The sequence below is a fragment of the Streptomyces sp. Pv4-95 genome (assembly GCF_045782725.1).
Lineage (GTDB): Bacteria > Actinomycetota > Actinomycetes > Streptomycetales > Streptomycetaceae > Streptomyces.
The window spans coordinates 6,274,254-6,290,785 of record NZ_CP127172.1 but is presented as its reverse complement, the minus strand read 5'-3'; the positions used below and the strand labels follow the sequence as shown (position 1 = coordinate 6,290,785).

The 16,532-nt window shown below is 71.6% G+C and carries 11 protein-coding genes; 4 read left to right on the top strand and 7 right to left on the bottom strand.

The annotated features are described in order from the left end of the window. Nucleotides 1-13: 13 nt before the first annotated feature. On the bottom strand, nucleotides 14-964 hold the full coding sequence (locus QOM21_RS27500) for a PAC2 family protein (RefSeq protein WP_407553686.1): 951 nt from the start codon (nucleotides 962-964) through the stop codon (nucleotides 14-16). Nucleotides 965-1,617: 653 nt separating this feature from the next. Between QOM21_RS27500 and QOM21_RS27495 the strand changes: the two genes are divergently transcribed. Beyond that, on the top strand, nucleotides 1,618-2,562 hold the full coding sequence (locus QOM21_RS27495; RefSeq protein WP_407555855.1) for a right-handed parallel beta-helix repeat-containing protein: 945 nt from the start codon (nucleotides 1,618-1,620) through the stop codon (nucleotides 2,560-2,562). A 118-nt stretch (nucleotides 2,563-2,680) separates the two neighbouring features. On the opposite strand, the gene rpsA is transcribed toward QOM21_RS27495, so the two are convergent. Further along, nucleotides 2,681-4,204 (bottom strand): 30S ribosomal protein S1, encoded by a 1,524-nt coding sequence (gene rpsA, locus QOM21_RS27490; RefSeq protein ID WP_393895994.1) that lies wholly within the window; start codon nucleotides 4,202-4,204, stop codon nucleotides 2,681-2,683. A gap of 371 nt (nucleotides 4,205-4,575) precedes the next feature. Between rpsA and QOM21_RS27485 the strand changes: the two genes are divergently transcribed. Then, entirely contained in the window at nucleotides 4,576-5,418 is an 843-nt protein-coding gene (locus QOM21_RS27485; protein ID WP_407553685.1) for a class I SAM-dependent methyltransferase, read from the top strand. A gap of 96 nt (nucleotides 5,419-5,514) precedes the next feature. Next, the gene (locus QOM21_RS27480; protein ID WP_407553684.1) at nucleotides 5,515-8,223 is read left to right on the top strand and encodes an ATP-dependent RNA helicase; all 2,709 of its coding nucleotides are present in this window, start codon (nucleotides 5,515-5,517) and stop codon (nucleotides 8,221-8,223) included. Nucleotides 8,224-8,280: 57 nt separating this feature from the next. Here the strand turns inward: QOM21_RS27480 and QOM21_RS27475 are convergent, their stop codons facing one another. The 4 genes from QOM21_RS27475 to QOM21_RS27460 all read right to left on the bottom strand — a co-directional run bounded on the left by QOM21_RS27475 (nucleotide 8,281) and on the right by QOM21_RS27460 (nucleotide 12,284). After that, nucleotides 8,281-8,997, bottom strand: coding sequence for a hypothetical protein (locus QOM21_RS27475; RefSeq protein ID WP_407553683.1), 717 nt, complete (start codon nucleotides 8,995-8,997; stop codon nucleotides 8,281-8,283). Nucleotides 8,998-9,076: 79 nt separating this feature from the next. Further along, nucleotides 9,077-10,102, bottom strand: coding sequence for a DUF3068 domain-containing protein (locus tag QOM21_RS27470; protein ID WP_407553682.1), 1,026 nt, complete (start codon nucleotides 10,100-10,102; stop codon nucleotides 9,077-9,079). Nucleotides 10,103-10,197: 95 nt separating this feature from the next. Then, complete coding sequence (locus QOM21_RS27465; RefSeq protein ID WP_407553681.1) at nucleotides 10,198-10,332, bottom strand: SPW_0924 family protein; 135 nt, start codon at nucleotides 10,330-10,332, stop codon at nucleotides 10,198-10,200. Nucleotides 10,333-10,502: 170 nt separating this feature from the next. After that, the gene (locus tag QOM21_RS27460) at nucleotides 10,503-12,284 is read right to left on the bottom strand and encodes a lytic transglycosylase (RefSeq protein ID WP_407553680.1); all 1,782 of its coding nucleotides are present in this window, start codon (nucleotides 12,282-12,284) and stop codon (nucleotides 10,503-10,505) included. A gap of 152 nt (nucleotides 12,285-12,436) precedes the next feature. Here QOM21_RS27460 and QOM21_RS27455 point away from each other — a divergent pair, with 152 nt between their 5' ends. Continuing rightward, on the top strand, nucleotides 12,437-13,477 hold the full coding sequence (locus QOM21_RS27455; RefSeq protein WP_407553679.1) for a DUF4184 family protein: 1,041 nt from the start codon (nucleotides 12,437-12,439) through the stop codon (nucleotides 13,475-13,477). A gap of 169 nt (nucleotides 13,478-13,646) precedes the next feature. Here QOM21_RS27455 and polA read toward each other — a convergent pair whose 3' ends face one another. Continuing rightward, entirely contained in the window at nucleotides 13,647-16,385 is a 2,739-nt protein-coding gene (gene polA, locus QOM21_RS27450) for a DNA polymerase I (protein ID WP_407553678.1), read from the bottom strand. Between the last annotated feature and the right edge of the window lie 147 nt (nucleotides 16,386-16,532).

Here is a 16,532-nt window from a genome sequence, read left to right as displayed (position 1 = left end):
CCGCGCCCCCTGGTCAGGCGCCGGTTCCGCCGTCGCTCTCCCGGTCGGCCAGGAAGCGCTCGAATTCCCTGCCGATCTCGTCCGCCGAAGGCAACTCGACCGGCTCGGCGACCAGGTTTCCGCGACTCTCGGCTCCGGCCACCGCGTCGTACTGATGCTCCAGTCCGCTCACCAGCGCGACCAGCTCCTCGTCGCCCTCCGAGATCTGCCGTTCGATCTCCTCCTGGGTGCGAAGAGCTTCGGTGCGCAGCGAGTGGGCGGCGCTCGGCAGCACCAGACCAGTCGCGGCCGTCACGGCCTCCAGGACGGTGAGCGCGGCATCCGGGTAGGCGGACCTGGCGATGTAGTGGGGTACATGGGCCGCCACACCGAGAACGTCGTGCCCCGCCTCGGCAAGCCGGAACTCGATCAGCGCCTCCGCGCTACCGGGGACCTGTGCCTCGTTGAAGAAGGTGGCGTGCCCCGGCATCAGGTCGGTGCGGTTGCCGTGCGGGGTGATGCCCACGGGGCGGGTGTGCGGAACGCCCATGGGGATGCCGTGGAAGTTCACCGCAAGTCGTACGCCCAGGCGCTCCACCATCTGCCGCACGGCGGCCGAGAAGCGTTCCCACTCCACATCCGGCTCGGGGCCGGAGAGCAACAGGAAGGGAGCGCCCGTCGCGTCCTCGACCAGGCGCAGCTCGATGCTGGGCGTCTCGTAGGCGGTCCAACGGTTGTTCTCGAAGGTGAGCAGCGGGCGGCGGGCCCGGTAGTCGATCAGGCGGTCGTGGTCGAAGCGGGCGACGACGCGGTGGGGCAGCCCGTCGAGCAGCCGCTCCACGATCTGGTCGCCGGTCTCGCCGGCGTCGATGTACCCGTCGAAGTGGTACAGCAGCACCAATCCTGCGGAGTCCCTCGCCGCGATCGCCTCGACCGCCGCGAGCCCGCTCGGCTCCCATTCGTACAACCTCTGGGGATCCAACACAGTGACCGCTCCTCCTCATGTCCGTGGGCGACAACGTCCGACAGCGGTGTCGCATTCCCGAACAGGCCCTTTGAAGCCCCGGCGCTATTCCACTCGCCTCCACCTCGACCGCCACCTCGACCTCTGCCGCCCGTCCGCCTCGCCCCCGCCCCACTCACCTCCCCCGCATGGGCATCGTGTGCCCCGACCGGCGGATGGAATCCCGCCACCCGGTGCCGCGCGCATGCCAACCCAGCAGCCCGACCAAGGCGTGGGCCCACGCTCCCCGCACAGGAAGCTGGAGGAGGAACCCAGGAGGAACCCACCCCCCCTCGCGCCCACCCCCTCGGGATTCACGCCCATGAACACCCCTGACTCGAACACCCCTGACTCATAGGGGAGTTACAGAATGACGAACGGATAGGCCGCAGCGATCGACCACCTGCCAGCTCAACTTCAGCGCCCGCTCGACATCTTGACGGCGCAACCGCCACCCCTTAGCTTCACGAGCGCTCAAGCCATTCACCATCACACCCAACGTTCATATATGGAGAAGGAGTTGCATGCGCATGCCTGCCTGGAGCTGGATGAGCAGTTGGCCTCTGCGTCCCTTACGGACTCGCACGCGACGTCATGTCCGGACCAGCCCGCTCCTGGCGGTCTCGGGCATCGCGATGCTGGCAGCGGGCAGCGCCCTCGGCGTCGCCTCCACGGCGGTCGGCGCGACCGCCCCGCGCCCCGCCAGGGTGATCCAGGTGTCCACAGCGGCCCAGCTCAAGGACGCCCTCGCGGCCGCCCGGAGCGGCGACACCATCGAGCTTGCCGACGGCACCTACAGCGGCAACTTCAAGACCTCCACCGCCGGCAGCTCCGGCTCCCGCATCACCCTCTCCGGCTCCTCGAAGGCCGTCCTCACCGCCGGCGGCGGCTACGGACTGCACCTGAACGGCGCCTCCTACTGGACGGTCAAGGGCATCACCGTCACCGGCGGCCAGAAGGGAATCATGGTGGACGCCACGGACGGGGTGGTCCTTGACTCCGTCTCCGTCCACGACCTGGACATGGAGGGCGTGCACTTCCGCAAGTCCAGCAAGAACGGCGTCATCAAGAACTCCACGATCCGCGACACCGGCAAGGACGGCAGCGGCATGGGCGAAGGCGTCTATGTGGGCAGCGCCGGCGGCACCGGCGACAAGAGCGACAACATCCAGATCCTCGGCAACACCATCGGGCCGGGCGTGGGCGGCGAGAACGTCGACATCAAAGAAGGCACGACGGGCGCGAAGATCAGCGGCAACACCTTCGACGGCAGCGGGTTGACCGGGGCCAATTACGACGACTCATGGGTCGACGTGAAGGGCAACGGTGTCCTTGTCGAGAACAACAAGGGCCGCCACACGACCAACAACGGGTACGAGACCCACAGCCAGCAGGCGGGCTGGGGCTGCGGGACGGTCTTCCGCGGCAACACATCCGACCTGAGCGGCGCCTCCGGTCCGGGGCGCTACGGGTTCAACGTCACCAACTACGACGCGTCCGACTGCCCGGTCACGATCGCGGGCGACAACAGCGTCACCGGCGGCCGCGGCGTGGCCAACCCCGGCGTCCCGGTGGGCTGACCGGACGGGCGGCGAAGGGGCGGGAACGAGGTACGCAGAGGTGGTGGACGCGCAAAAGGCCCGCTCCCCCGGAGGGGAACGGGCCTTTCGCTATCGGCTAGTGCCTAGCGGTGAGCGTTCAGCTCTGGCCGCCGGCCAGCTTCTCGCGGAGCGCGGCCAGGGCCTCGTCCGACGCCAGGGCGCCGGAGTTGTCCGCCGACTCCGAGGAGTAGGAGCCGCCGCCGGAGGCGTTGCCGCCACCACCGGTGCTGCCGGCGCCCGGGGCCGCCGGTGCCGCAGCACCCTCGGCCGCGGCCTGCTCGTCGGCCTCGCGGGACTTGATGACCTGAGCCTGGTGCTGCTCGAAGCGCTGCTGCGCCTCGGCGTACTGGTTCTCCCACGCCTCGCGCTGGGTCTCGTAGCCCTCGAGCCAGTCGTTGGTCTCGGGGTCGAAGCCCTCGGGGTAGATGTAGTTGCCCTGGTCGTCGTAGGACGCGGCCATGCCGTACAGGGTCGGGTCGAACTCGACCGCCGACGGGTCGGCACCGAAGGACTCGTTGGCCTGCTTCAGCGAGAGGCTGATGCGACGGCGCTCGAGGTCGATGTCGATGACCTTGACGAAGATCTCGTCGTTGACCTGGACGACCTGCTCCGGGATCTCGACGTGGCGCTCGGCCAGCTCGGAGATGTGGACCAGGCCCTCGATGCCCTCGTCGACGCGCACGAACGCACCGAACGGAACGAGCTTGGTGACCTTACCCGGGACGACCTGACCGATCTGGTGGGTCCGGGCGAACTGCTGCCACGGGTCTTCCTGGGTCGCCTTGAGCGACAGGGACACGCGCTCGCGGTCCATGTCGACGTCCAGGACCTCGACCGTGACCTCCTGGCCGACCTCGACGACCTCGGAGGGGTGGTCGATGTGCTTCCAGGACAGCTCGGAGACGTGCACCAGGCCGTCCACGCCACCCAGGTCCACGAAGGCACCGAAGTTGACGATGGAGGAGACGACGCCGGAGCGCACCTGACCCTTCTGGAGGGTGGTGAGGAAGGTCTGGCGGACCTCGCTCTGGGTCTGCTCCAGCCAGGCACGGCGGGACAGGACCACGTTGTTGCGGTTCTTGTCCAGCTCGATGATCTTGGCCTCGAGCTCCTTGCCCACGTAGGGCTGGAGGTCGCGGACGCGGCGCATCTCGACCAGGGAGGCCGGGAGGAAGCCACGGAGGCCGATGTCGAGGATGAGACCACCCTTGACGACCTCGATGACGGTACCGGTGACGATCCCGTCCTCTTCCTTGATCTTCTCGATCGTGCCCCAGGCACGCTCGTACTGAGCGCGCTTCTTGGACAGGATGAGGCGGCCTTCCTTGTCCTCCTTCTGGAGAACCAGGGCCTCGATCTCGTCACCGACGGCGACGACCTCATTGGGGTCGACGTCGTGCTTGATCGAAAGCTCGCGGCTGGGGATGACGCCTTCGGTCTTGTAACCGATGTCGAGCAGGACCTCGTCCCGGTCGACCTTCACGATGACGCCGTCGACGATGTCGCCGTCGTTGAAGTACTTGATCGTCTCGTCGATCGCGGCGAGGAAGGCTTCCTCGTTACCGATGTCGTTGACCGCAACCTGCGGGGTGGTGGCGGTGGTCTCGGTGCTGCTCGTCATGTGGGTAAAGGCTCCGGTGCGGACATTGAAGTCGTAGGTACTGCTACGCCGAGAGCCGTTATCGCCTCTGCACGGGACCGGACAGCGTCAGAGGCGCACCCTCCGGAGCCCCGCGAATAACCGGAGCAACCCGAAACGCCTCGAAAACCGAGGGGACATACATACAGATACGAGCGCGGCCTGCTCCGTCTGAGGCGCGCAAGCCCGCAGCGCAACTTGTAGCATACGGGGGCAGCCGGACACGGTCAATGCGCGAAGGCGCACACCCGGGACAATCGCCCCATAACCGGCACACGCGATGTTCCGCGAGGTCGTACGGCCTCACAGTCCCTGCTGCTACAAGCAGAGCGAAGACTACGACGACGGGCGCGATGAACCAAGAGCACGAGCCGGAGGCGACCCGACGTCACGCCTCCGACACCGAGAGCAGCCGGGCCAACCGCGGCTGGTGGGACCGCAACGCCGACGAGTACCAGAGCGAGCACGGGGGGTTCCTCGGGGACGACCGCTTCGTCTGGGGACCCGAGGGACTGGACGAGGCGGAGGCCGGCCTGCTGGGGCCGGCGGCGGAGCTGAAGGGGCAGCGGGTCCTGGAGATCGGGGCCGGGGCGGCACAGTGCTCCCGCTGGCTGGCGGCCCAGGGTGCCCGCCCCGTCGCGCTCGACCTCTCGCACCGACAGCTCCAGCACGCGCTGCGGATCGCCGACGGTACTCCTGAAGAAGGGGACGTCGAGCTGGTCGAGGCGGATGCCGGGGCGCTGCCGTTCCGGGACGGCTCCTTCGACCTGGCCTGTTCCGCGTATGGCGCGATCCCGTTCGTCGCCGATCCGGTGCGGGTGCTGCGGGAGGTGCGCCGGGTGCTGCGGCCCGGTGGCCGGTTCGTCTTCTCCGTCACCCACCCCATCCGCTGGGCCTTTCCCGACGAGCCGGGTCCCGAGGGCCTGTCGGTGGCCGCCTCCTACTTCGACCGGGTGCCGTACGTCGAGCAGGACGACACCGGCCGGGCGGTCTATGTGGAACACCACCGCACGCTCGGCGACCGGGTCAGGGACGTGGTCACCGCCGGGTTCCGGCTGGAGGACCTCGTCGAACCGGAATGGCCGGACTGGAACACCCAGGAGTGGGGCGGCTGGTCGCCGCTGCGCGGGCACCTCATCCCGGGGACGGCGATCTTCGTGTGCGTGGCCGACTCCCGGACGCCCACCGGTTCATAGGTCCGCTCCCCTGGGCCGGCCCGCCCGGTGACGGGCGTCGCGGCTCCGGGCGGATCACGTGGACGGCGGGCACCACTGGGGCGGCAGACTGGGGTCATGATCCTCCCCCCACCTCCGGCCGGTGGCGCGGCCGGCGACGCCCTTGCCCAGCTCCCGGTGCGTACCGCACTGCCCGCGCTGCGCGAAGCTCTCGACGGCCCCGGCACCGCGGTGCTCTGCGCGCCGCCCGGCACCGGCAAGACGACCTTGGTGCCCCTGGAGCTGGCGGGACTGACCGGCGAGGGTCCGGCGCGCCGGGTACTCGTCGCCGAGCCCCGGCGGATCGCGGCCCGCGCGGCGGCTCGCCGGATGGCCTGGCTGCTGGGCGAGAAGGTCGGTGAGCGGGTCGGCTTCACGGTGCGCGGGGAGCGCCGTGCGGGGCCGCGTACCGCGGTGGAAGTGGTGACGACCGGTGTGCTGCTCCAGCGGTTGCAGCGCGATCCGGAGCTGGCCGGGATCGACGTGGTGATGCTCGACGAGTGCCACGAGCGGCATCTCGACGCCGATACGTCCGCCGCGTTCCTGCTGGATGTCCGCGAGACGCTGCGCCCGGAGCTGCGGCTGGTGGCGGCGTCGGCGACGACGGACGCGGAGGGGTGGGCGCGGCTGCTGGGCGGTGACGCGGGGGCCGCACCGGTGGTCGAGGCGGCAGGTGTGTCGCACCCCGTGACAGCGGTGTGGGCGCCCACCGATCGGCCGGTGCGTCCGGCGCACGGGATGCGGGTCGACCCGGCGCTGCTGACGCATGTCGCGGGGGTCGTGCGGCGGGCGCTGCGGGAGCAGTCGGGGGATGTGCTGTGTTTCCTCCCCGGTGTCGGGGAGATCGGGCGGGTCGCCGGGCAGTTGGCAGGGGTGGACGCCGACGTGCTGCAGGTGCACGGGCGGGCGCCGGCCGAGGTGCAGGACGCGGTGCTGAGCGGCGGGGACGGCGTCCGGCGGGTGGTGCTGGCGACATCGGTGGCGGAGTCCAGCCTGACCGTTCCGGGCGTACGCGTGGTCGTGGACAGCGGGCTGGCACGGGTTCCGCGGACGGATCACGCGCGCGGTCTCAGCGCGCTCACGACGGTTCGTGCGTCGCAGGCGGCTGCCCGGCAGCGGGCCGGACGGGCCGGGCGTGAGGCTCCCGGGGTGGTCTACCGCTGCTGGTCGGAGGGAGAGGACGGGCGGCTGCCGCGCTTCCCCGACCCGGAGATCAAGGTCGCGGATCTGACGGCTTTCGCGTTGCAGGCGGCCTGCTGGGGCGACCCCGAGGCCGCCGGGCTCGCCCTCCTGGACGCGCCGCCGGCCGGTGCGCTGGCCGCCGCCCGGGAGGTGCTTTCGGCGATCGGCGCGGTGGATGCCGACGGCCGTGCCACGGAGCGTGGCGGGCGGATGGCGCGGCTCGGCCTGCATCCGCGGCTGGCGCGTGCGCTGTTGGACGGCGCGCAGGAGGTCGGCGTACGGCGGGCCGCGGAGGTGGTGGCGCTGCTGAGCGAGGAACCGCCGCGGGCGTACGGGGACGATCTGGCGGCCGCCTGGCGCACGGCCCGGCGGGGCGGCGACGGCTATGCCGCGCGGTGGCGGCAGGAGGCGCGGCGGCTGGCGTCGGCGGTCGGCGGGACCGGCTCGGGGCGCGGCGGGGGCGCCGGGGGCGAAGCGGGCGGCAGCGGGGCGGCGTCCGCGTCGGTGGCCGGGAGTGCGGCCGGTCGGGCACGGAACGGCCAGGCCGTCGGCTCGGAAGGGGTCGGCCGGGGAAGCGGCGGTGGCGCGGACCGGGGTGACGACGCGGTGGCAGGGCTTGTCGCGGCGCTGGCGTTCCCCGAGCGGGTGGCGCGGGCGCGGGGCGTGGGCAGCTATCTGATGGCGTCCGGGACGGGCGCCGAGCTGGCCGGTGCGGGGCCGGGGGCGCGGGCCGGCGACGGGTCGAGTCTGCGGGACGCGGAGTGGCTGGCGGTGGCGGTGGCGGACCGGCCGGTCGCAGCGGCGTCGGCGCGGGTGCGGCTGGCGGCGGTGATCGACGAGGAGACGGCCTGTGCCGCGGCGCGGGCGCTGTACTCCTCGGGTGAGGAGGTCCGCTGGTCGGGCGGGGACGTGGTGGCCAGGAGGATGACCCGGCTGGGGGCCATCGAGCTGGTCTCCCGGCCGCTGACCGCGCCCGATCCCGCCTTGCTGCGGGAAGCGGTGGTGGCGGGCCTGCGGCAGGAAGGGCCCGGTCTGCTGCGCTGGTCGGCGGGCGCGGCGTCGTTGCGGCAGCGGATGGCGTTCCTGCATCGGGAGTTGGGTGCGCCGTGGCCCGATGTGTCGGACGCGGCGCTGCTGGAGCACGTCGAGGAGTGGCTGGGGGTGGAACTGGGGCGGGCGCGACGGCGTGCCGATCTGGAGCGGGTCGACGCGGGCCAGGCGCTGGCCCGGCTGCTGCCGTGGTCGACGGGGGACGCGGCACGGTTCGACGAGCTCGCGCCGGAACGTATCGAGGTGCCGAGTGGTTCGCGGGTGCGGGTGGACTACGGCAGCGAGCAGCCGGTGCTGGCCGTCAAGCTCCAGGAGCTGTTCGGCCGGCAGGAGTCGCCGAGGGTGGCGGACGGCAGGGTGGCGGTGCTGGTGCACCTGCTCTCCCCCGCGGGCCGTCCGGTGGCCGTCACCGCCGATCTGGCGTCCTTCTGGAGCGGCGGATACCGGTCCGTGCGGGCGGAGTTGCGCGGGCGCTATCCCAAGCATCCCTGGCCGGAGGACCCTTCGACGGCCGAGCCGACACGGCACACGACGGCGCGGCTCAAGCGGCGCTGAGCGCGCGGCCTACCCGTGGTGGGCGGGCCGGGGCGTACCTCGGTGCGGGAGGCGACCTCAGGCTCCCTTCAGCGTTGCCTTTCCCGCCCCGTCACCCACACCTGCTCCCTCACCTTCGCGTCCTCCTTCTCCTTCTCCTTCTCCCAGCAGCTTGTGCGCGTACCAGTCGGTGAGTGTGTCCGGGCCCGGCACGGGGCTGTTCGTGGCGGCCGGAACGACCACGAGCACATTGCGCAGGAAGTGGGCGTAGCAGAACGGGTCGGGGTCCTGGGCGAGGCAGAGCAGGCGGTCGGCGCCGCGCCAGAGGGCGTAGTGGCGCTCCGAACGGGGGCTGCAGCCGGCCGGATCGGAGCAGCCGGACACGGCGCAGGGGCGGCCGAAGCGTGCGGTGAGGAGGGCTGCCGCGGCCTGCCAGTCGGCGTCGAGTTGGCCGCGGCCCCGGTCGGTGTGGAGGGTCCAGCCGCGGGCGCGGCCCCAGACCGCGGCGAGGTGGTCGGCGTCGGGCACGCCGTCGTACTCGGGGTCGTAGACGCTGAAGGTGGCCCAGGCCGTCTGGCCGGACGGGCCCGGGGTGCCTTCGTAGTGGCCGGACCAGACGACCTGGCCTGCGGCGGTTTCGTAGGAGTCGTCGAACGCGGAGTAGCGCCATCCGCGGCTGCTGAGGAAGGCGTCGAAGGCTTCGTCGTCGGGTGTGTCGGCGTCGGCGGCGAAGTGGCTCAACTCCAGGAGCTGGTCCACCACTTCGTCGGTGACCGGGCAGTTCGCTAACGTCATGTGTTCACGTTACGGGCCGCCACCGACAATCCCGTGACGGCTCCGCGGGGCGGGCTCCTGGCGTGGCGCCCCTGTGCGGTCACCTCGCGGGCGTCGGCCGTGGCGTGGGGTTCGGGTCCGGTCCGGTGTCCACGGTCCGGTCGTCGCTGCCGGAGCCCCGGCCCGGGCGGCGGCCGCGTGCTTCGAGGTGCAGGCTCAGGGCGAGCAGCGCCGCGCCGAGGACCAGGAAGCCCCAGGGGAGGTAGCTGGTGAGCAGCAGGACGAGGGTGCGCTGGGAGGTCACGAGGGCGACGGTGGAGTCGACGTAGTCCTCGCGCATCTTCACGTGGCCGGCGAACGCGGTGACTTTGCCGCCGCCGGGCAGCAGGTCGCCCCCGCGCAGTTCCTCTTTGTGTATTTCCTCGCCGTTGACGGGCGCACCGGTGACGGGGTCCACCCAGAACATCCGCTTGGTGGTGTACCAGCGCGTGGTGCCCATCTTCTCGACGGATTCCGGGGTGATGCCCTTGACCGGCATCTTCTTGGGGAGGGCGACCTCGGTCCAGGGAATGGTCTGCTCGAAGTAGTAGACCTCCAGGCCGCGGAAGGTGCGTGTTCCCTTGTAGTGGATGGGCGCGGAGGTGCGTGTCTGGGCGTCGAAGTAGGTGTAGTCGCGCTTCTCGGTGAGGAAGGGCCACTTGTACTCGATGCCTTCCCGGCGGACCCGGTCGCCGTCGACCATCTCGCCGGTGGCGTGTACGGGTTCCTGGGAGTGCGCGTCGAAGATGTAGCGCTCGGGGATCTCGGAGACCATGGCGCCGTCGGGTCCGGCCACATAGGAGAGCGTGTCCCAGACGACGACGTCGCGGCCCGCGGTCTTCTCGATGCGCTCGGACTCGGCGACGTTGCCCTTGAGGGTCTGCACGATGGTGACCTTCGGTACCCGCTCGGCCTTCATCGTGCCGTAGTTGATCAGTGTGGCGGGCTTCGCCTCCAGGACCATGTCCTGATACTGGCTGGGCGGGATCTTGGCGAGCCGGGGGAAGGCGTACCACCGCATCAGGGGCGCCAGGGCCGTGAAGAAGACGGCGAAGGCGAGCAGCACCAGGCCGGCCTTCCGCCGCATGCCCTTGGCTTCTCGGCGGCGACCGGCGGCGGCCGGCGGTCCAGGGGGTGTGTTCCGGGTGGGCACGAGGCGGCGCATGGCGTGGCGTCCCTCCCTCAGGGGTGGCTGGGGACGGTGGTCAGCAGCGGCTTGGGTGAGGTCTGGCCACTGGGCGCGCCGATCGACGTGATGGTGAGGACGAGGGCGAGGGCAGCGGCCAGTCCGACCGCGGCTGCTGTCAGGGCACGCATGGCCGCCTCCCGATGAGCTGATGCAGCGTCAGGTCGGGGCACCGTAGCAACGGGCGGCGCAGATGAGAACACGTCGCACCGCCGCCCTGCCCGGTCATGGGCGGAGCGGCGGTGGACGGCGTGGCCGGCGTGCCGGGCCGAGGGCCCAACGGGGCAGTACAGGCGGGTGGTTACCCGCCGGTCGGTGCCGTGACGTGGAGCTCCACGGTCAGTACGGCGCCGTCGGCAGTGGTCAGCCGCAGCAGGAACGTCCCGGACCGGTCATCGGCGTAGATCTTCGGGAGCTTCAGCAGGCCCCTGGCATCCGTGGTGAGGGTGGTGAGGGTGCGCACCGGCTTGTCCGCGTCCTCGCCGGTGGCCTCGGGGTCCTTGAAGTAGGGCCCCTTGTCGTTCTCTACGGGCTTGTCGGGGTCGTCGGTGACCATGGTCGCGGTGACCGGGACACCCGCCGCGATCTTGCCCTGGTACGTCGCCTTGACCTCGACGGCGTCGTCCCCGAAGGCGCCGCCGGCCGTCGCCGTCAGCTCCTTGTCGGAGGTGCGGGCCAGGGCGTCGGCGCGCGGCGCCGGTTCGGCCTTGACGCGCATGCCGAAGTCGACGGCCGGCACGCCGCGGCCGACCGCCGTCGCGCGGATCGTGAAGCTTCCTGCCGCGGCACCCGCGCGCAGGGTGGGAGCGGCGGCCAGACCGTCCTTGCCGGTGGTGACGGTCACGCCGGTCGCGTCGTCCGGGAAGCGGGCGTCCGTGCGGCCGACGATGGTGAAGCGGACGGGGGCGTTCGCCACCGGCTTGCCCTTCGCGTCCTCGGCCCGCACCTGGGGCGACGCGTCGAACTCGGTGCCCGCGGTGGCCGACAGGTCCTTGTCGCCGACCCGTTCGAGGGCCGTCAGCGGCGCGGGCTCGGCCGGCGGCGTGGGGCGGGGGGTGGACGGCGGCGTGGGAGTGGGCGTCGGAGTGGGGGTGGGTGTGCCGTTGCCGTCAGGTGAGCCGTGGGAGTCGCCCTGGCCACCGGGGCCGGTCGGCTTGCCGCTGCCGGGCTTGTCGGCGGCCGTCGAACCGCCCTTGCCCGGGTGCGACGCGCCGTCGCCGCGGCCGGCTCCGCTCCCCGAGCCGTCGCGCTGCGCGGGCAGCACGCCCTTGCCGTCCGGCACCTCGTGCGTGCCCTTGCGGTAGTACGCGTACCAGGACAGCACCGTCCGCAGGTAGTCCTCGGAATTGTTGTAGCCCAGGATCGCCCGGTCCAGGTCGCCCTGCACCGTCAGATCGCGGCCGCCGGCGCAGAGGTAGCGGCCGGCGGCGAGGGACGCGTCGAAGATGTTGTTGGGGTCCTTCTTGCCGTCACCGTTGCCGTCGGCACCCCAACCGGTGCCGCCGGGGCCGCCCTTGGACCATGTGGAGGGGATGAACTGCATCGGTCCGACGGCGCGGTCGTGGGTGAGGTCGCCGTCGTACCGTCCGTTGTCGGTGTCGGTGATCCGGGCGAAGCCGTTGCCGTTGAGCTGCGGGCCGAGAATCGGCTTGAGGGTGGTGCCCTCGGCATCGACCGCCCCACCGCGTGCCTGACCGGACTCCACCTTGCCGATGGCCGCCAGCAGTTGCCAGGGCAGCCGGCACCCCGGGTCGGACGCCTCGATCTGCGAGGCGGCCTTCTTGTACGCGGCCAGGACGGTGGCGGGAATCCCGGCCGCGGCGGGCCCAGTGACGACGGGGCCGTTGCCCCTGCCCTTCGAACCACCGGGCGTCACGGGACTGTTGAGGGGCGGCAGGTCGGTGTAGTACGTCGAGCCGCCGTCGATGGGGGTGTCGGCAGGCGGCGCCTTGTCCCGTTCGTTGCCGGCCGTGCTGTCCGCGGCACCGGGGGCCTGGGAAGCGGTCAGGGCGGCCAGCGCCAACGCCGCCACGGCCGTCGAGGCCGCTCCCCTTCGGAGTCGTCGCCCGAACGTGGCTGCCATGCGTGCCATCCCCTCCGCGTTGCCCACCGCGTGCGTCACGCGGTATCGCACTCCCCAGCGCTCCAACTCAGGCGACACTACGACAACTCGGGCCAGTCATCTACCACTCTCATCGACCGACATAATGCTCTGAATCGATCAAGGAGAGGAAAATGCCGTTCACGCTCAGCCATGCCGCTGCGGTGCTCCCGGCCCTCCACAGGACGGGGGCGGCACGCGGCCCGCTGGTCGCCTCGGCCCTCGTCGCCGGCTCCTTCGCACCGGACATGACCTACTTCGCCGACACCCTGGTTCCCGGTGCCATGCTGTTCGGCACCTTCACGCACTCCCCGATCGGCGTGCTGACCGTGGACGTCCCGATCGCCGCGGCACTGGTCGGCGGCTGGCTGCTGCTACGCGAGCCCCTGCTGGCACTGTTGCCCCGGCCGTGGCAGGGCCGGGCGTACGCGTTGGCCCGCGGGCGGGCCTGGCACCCGCGCGGCACCCGTGAACTCGCCCTCCTGGCCGCGTGGTTCTGCCTCTCGGCGATTCTCGGTTCCGTGACGCATATTCTCTGGGACGCCTTCACCCACCCTGGCCGCTGGGGCACCCGGCTGGTGCCGGGCCTTGAGGCAACGGTGAACGGCCTGCCGGTCTACACGTATCTGCAGTACGGCACGTCCGCGCTCGCGATGGTGGCGATCGGATGGTTCCTGTGGTCGGCGCTGCGTACGGGAGAAGCGGGACCAGCGGGGCGTACAGGATCTGCGACCGCGGGCGGGAGTTCGGTGGCGGCGCCAGGGGCCGGAGGGGGTGCCGCCCGGGCGGCGGGGTGGACTCCGCCCGAGGCCGTGCCCTTGCTCACGCTCCGTCAGAAACTGCTGCTGACGGCCCTGCTCGCCCTTTGTCTCCTCGGGAGCGCCGTGCACCGCACCGTACGTGCACACGCGGTCTACGGCAGCGCGGCGACCTGGTTCGACTACATCCCCACCGTGCTCTTCGGCGCGGGCGCGGGGCTTGCGCTGGGGCTGCCGGTCTACGCGGTGGCCGTGCGTCTGCTGCACCGCCGAGCGCGCCCGGCCACCGGGCCCGCACCGGGGCGGACGGAGACGCCGGAGAGGGAGGCCGGGGCGGAGAGTGACATGGCGGCGGAGAGCGGGACCGGGGCGGCGAGGGAGTCGGCTCCGGCTACGGACGCCGTGGCCGGGCGGTGACGGGGGCGCCGCCGCCCGCGCGGCGGCCCTCCGGAGCCGCACCGCCGCGGACGTTGCGCGCCGCCCCCCCTGCGCTCCGCGCGCTGCACGTTCTCCGCCGGCCGTGGTCCGGAGCGGCGTCCGCCCCGGACCACGGCCGGTGCGGCGGCCGGTGAGCCGCCGCACGCGGTCAGTGGGCCGCCGACTCCCAGTCCTGGCCGGAGCCGACCGAGACGTCGAGGGGCGCCCGCAGTTCGACGGCGGCGGCCATCTCGCGGCGGAGCAGCTCCTCGACCTGCTTGCGCTCGCCCCCGGCGACCTCGACGACGATTTCGTCGTGCACCTGGAGGAGCATCCGGGACTTCAGCTCGGCCGCGCGCAGGGCCGCGTCGACCTTCAGCATCGCGATCTTGACGATGTCGGCGGCGGTGCCCTGAATCGGGGCGTTCAGCGCCATCCGCTCGGCCATTTCGCGACGCTGGCGGTTGTCGCTGTTGAGGTCCGGGAGGTAGCGGCGGCGGCCGAGGATCGTCTCGGTGTAGCCCGTGGCGCGAGCCTCCTCCACGACGCGCTGGAGGTAGTCGCGCACCCCGCCGAAGCGCTCGAAGAAGTTGTCCATCAGCTTGCGGGCCTCATCGGGCTGGATGCCCAGCTGCTGGGAGAGGCCGAACGCCGACAGGCCGTAGGCCAGGCCGTAGCTCATCGCCTTGATCTTGCGGCGCATCTCCGGGTCGACCTCGTTCGCGGCGACCGAGAAGACATGGGAGGCGACGGTGGTGTGCAGGTCCTCGCCGGTGGTGAACGCCTCGATCAGGCCCTCGTCCTCGGAGAGGTGGGCCATCACGCGCAGCTCGATCTGGCTGTAGTCGGCGGTCAGCAGGGTCTCGAAGCCCTCGCCGACGACGAACCCGCGGCGGATCGCCCGGCCCTCGTCCGTCCGCACCGGGATGTTCTGCAGGTTCGGGTCGGTCGAGGACAGCCGGCCGGTGGCCGCCACCGTCTGGTTGAAGGTGGTGTGGATCCGGCCGTCGGCACCGATGGTCTTGATCAGGCCCTCGACGGTCGTGCGCAGCTTGGCCTGCTCACGGTGGCGGAGCATGATCACGGGGAGTTCGTTCTCGGTCTGTGCCGCGAGCCACGCGAGAGCGTCGGCGTCGGTGGTGTAACCGGTCTTGGTCTTCTTGGTCTTGGGCAGGCCCAGCTCCCCGAAGAGGACCTCCTGGAGCTGCTTGGGCGAACCGAGGTTGAACTCGTGGCCCGCGGCGGCGTGCGCCTCCTGCACGGCCTGCTGCACCGCGGCCGCGAACTGCTGCTCGATGCGCTCCAGCCAGCCCCGGTCGGCGGCGATACCGGACCGCTCCATCCGGGCCAGCAGCACGCTGGTCGGCAGCTCCACATCGCGCAGCAGGCCGCCCGCGCCGACCTCCGCGAGCTTGGTCTCGAACGCCTCGCCCAGGTCGAGGACCGTCCGCGCCTGGCCCATCAGGGCCTCCGCCTCGGCCTGCTCATCCGCACCGAAGGCCAGCTGTCCGTTGCTCGCCGCGGGGGCGGCCACCTCGCGGCCCAGGTACTCGATGGAGAGGGCGTCCAGGGCGAAGGAGCGGCGGCCGGGCTTGACCAGGTAGGCGGCCAGCGCCGTGTCCATGGAGACGCCGTCGATGCTCCAGCCGTGCTCGCCGAAGACCCGCATCAGGCCCTTGGCGTTGTGCATCACCTTGGGCCGGGCCGGGTCGGCGCTCCAGGCGGCGAAGGCCCGCTCGTCGGCCTCGTCCAGCTGGGCGGGGTCGAACCAGGCGGCGGGGCCGTCGCCGGTGGCCAGCGCCACCTCGGCGACGCTGCCACTGCCCAGCGTCCAGACGTCGACCGTCGCCACACCCAGCGGTCCCCCGCCGTGCTCGGCCAGCCACGGGGCGAGCTCGCCGGTGGCGATCACGGTGCCGTCGATCTCCGCGCCGGCGGCCGGCGCGGCCTCCTCGGCGGCCTGTTCCGCGCCCGGGTCGACGGCGTGCAGCCGGTCGCGCAGGCCCTGGTTGCGGATCTCCAGGCCGTTGAGGAACACCGAGAGGGCCTCGCGGTCATAGGCCTCGCGGACCAACGCGTCGGGACCGCAGGTCAGGGTGACGTCGCGCACCATCTCGGTCAGCCGGCGGTTGAGCTTCACGGCCTCCAGGTGATCGCGGAGATTCTGCCCCGCCTTGCCCTTGACCTCCTCGACGCGCTCCACCAGCTCCGCGAACGAACCGAACTGGTTGATCCACTTCGTCGCGGTCTTCTCGCCGACGCCCGGGATACCGGGGAGGTTGTCGGACGGGTCGCCGCGCAGCGCCGCGAAGTCCGGGTACTGGGAAGGAGTGAGGCCGTACTTCTCCTCGACCTTCTCCGGGGTGAAACGGGTCAGCTCCGAGACGCCCTTGGTGGGATAGAGGACCGTGACGTCCTCGGAGACCAGCTGGAAGGCGTCGCGGTCGCCGGTGACGATCGAGACCTTGAAGCCCTGCGCGGTGGCCTGCTCGGTGAGGGTGGCGATGACGTCGTCGGCCTCGTAGCCCTCGACCGCGAAGCGCTTGACCCGCATCGCGTCGAGCAGCTCGCCGATCAGCTCGACCTGGCCCTTGAACTCGTCGGGCGTCTTGGAGCGGTTCGCCTTGTAGTCCGCGAACTCCTCGGAGCGCCAGGTCTTGCGGGAGACGTCGAACGCCACCGCGAAATGCGTGGGCGCCTCGTCGCGCAGGGTGTTCGCGAGCATCGACGCGAAGCCGTAGATCGCGTTGGTCGGTTGCCCCGTGGCGGTCGTGAAGTTCTCCACGGGCAGGGCGAAGAACGCCCGGTACGCCATGGAATGCCCGTCCATCAGGAGCAGCCGCGGACGGCCGCCCCCCGCCGCTTCGGTGCCGGTCGCTTCGCTCTTCTTCGCTGCCTTTGCTGCCACGCCCCCGATCCTGCCACGCCCCACTGACAATCCCCGCCGCGGTCGCCACGGCGGCGCCTGCATCCGCCCTCCCCGCCGCTCCACCACCACGCGCGTACCCGCCCGGTCACCGTCCGCAGCCGGTGCCGGCCCGCGTCCGCAGCCGGT

What these genes read in the sequence shown, in the direction of transcription:
- rpsA (WP_393895994.1), bottom strand. Translation starts at nt 4,204, where the DNA reads ATGACGAGCAGCACCGAGACCACCGCCACCACCCCGCAGGTTGCGGTC.
- QOM21_RS27465 (WP_407553681.1), bottom strand. Translation starts at nt 10,332, where the DNA reads ATGCGTGCCCTGACAGCAGCCGCGGTCGGACTGGCCGCTGCCCTCGCC.
- QOM21_RS27475 (WP_407553683.1), bottom strand. Translation starts at nt 8,997, where the DNA reads ATGACGTTAGCGAACTGCCCGGTCACCGACGAAGTGGTGGACCAGCTC.
- QOM21_RS27495 (WP_407555855.1), top strand. Translation starts at nt 1,618, where the DNA reads ATGCTGGCAGCGGGCAGCGCCCTCGGCGTCGCCTCCACGGCGGTCGGC.
- QOM21_RS27455 (WP_407553679.1), top strand. Translation starts at nt 12,437, where the DNA reads ATGCCGTTCACGCTCAGCCATGCCGCTGCGGTGCTCCCGGCCCTCCAC.
- QOM21_RS27485 (WP_407553685.1), top strand. Translation starts at nt 4,576, where the DNA reads ATGAACCAAGAGCACGAGCCGGAGGCGACCCGACGTCACGCCTCCGAC.
- QOM21_RS27480 (WP_407553684.1), top strand. Translation starts at nt 5,515, where the DNA reads ATGATCCTCCCCCCACCTCCGGCCGGTGGCGCGGCCGGCGACGCCCTT.
- QOM21_RS27470 (WP_407553682.1), bottom strand. Translation starts at nt 10,102, where the DNA reads ATGCGGCGGAAGGCCGGCCTGGTGCTGCTCGCCTTCGCCGTCTTCTTC.
- QOM21_RS27460 (WP_407553680.1), bottom strand. Translation starts at nt 12,284, where the DNA reads ATGGCAGCCACGTTCGGGCGACGACTCCGAAGGGGAGCGGCCTCGACG.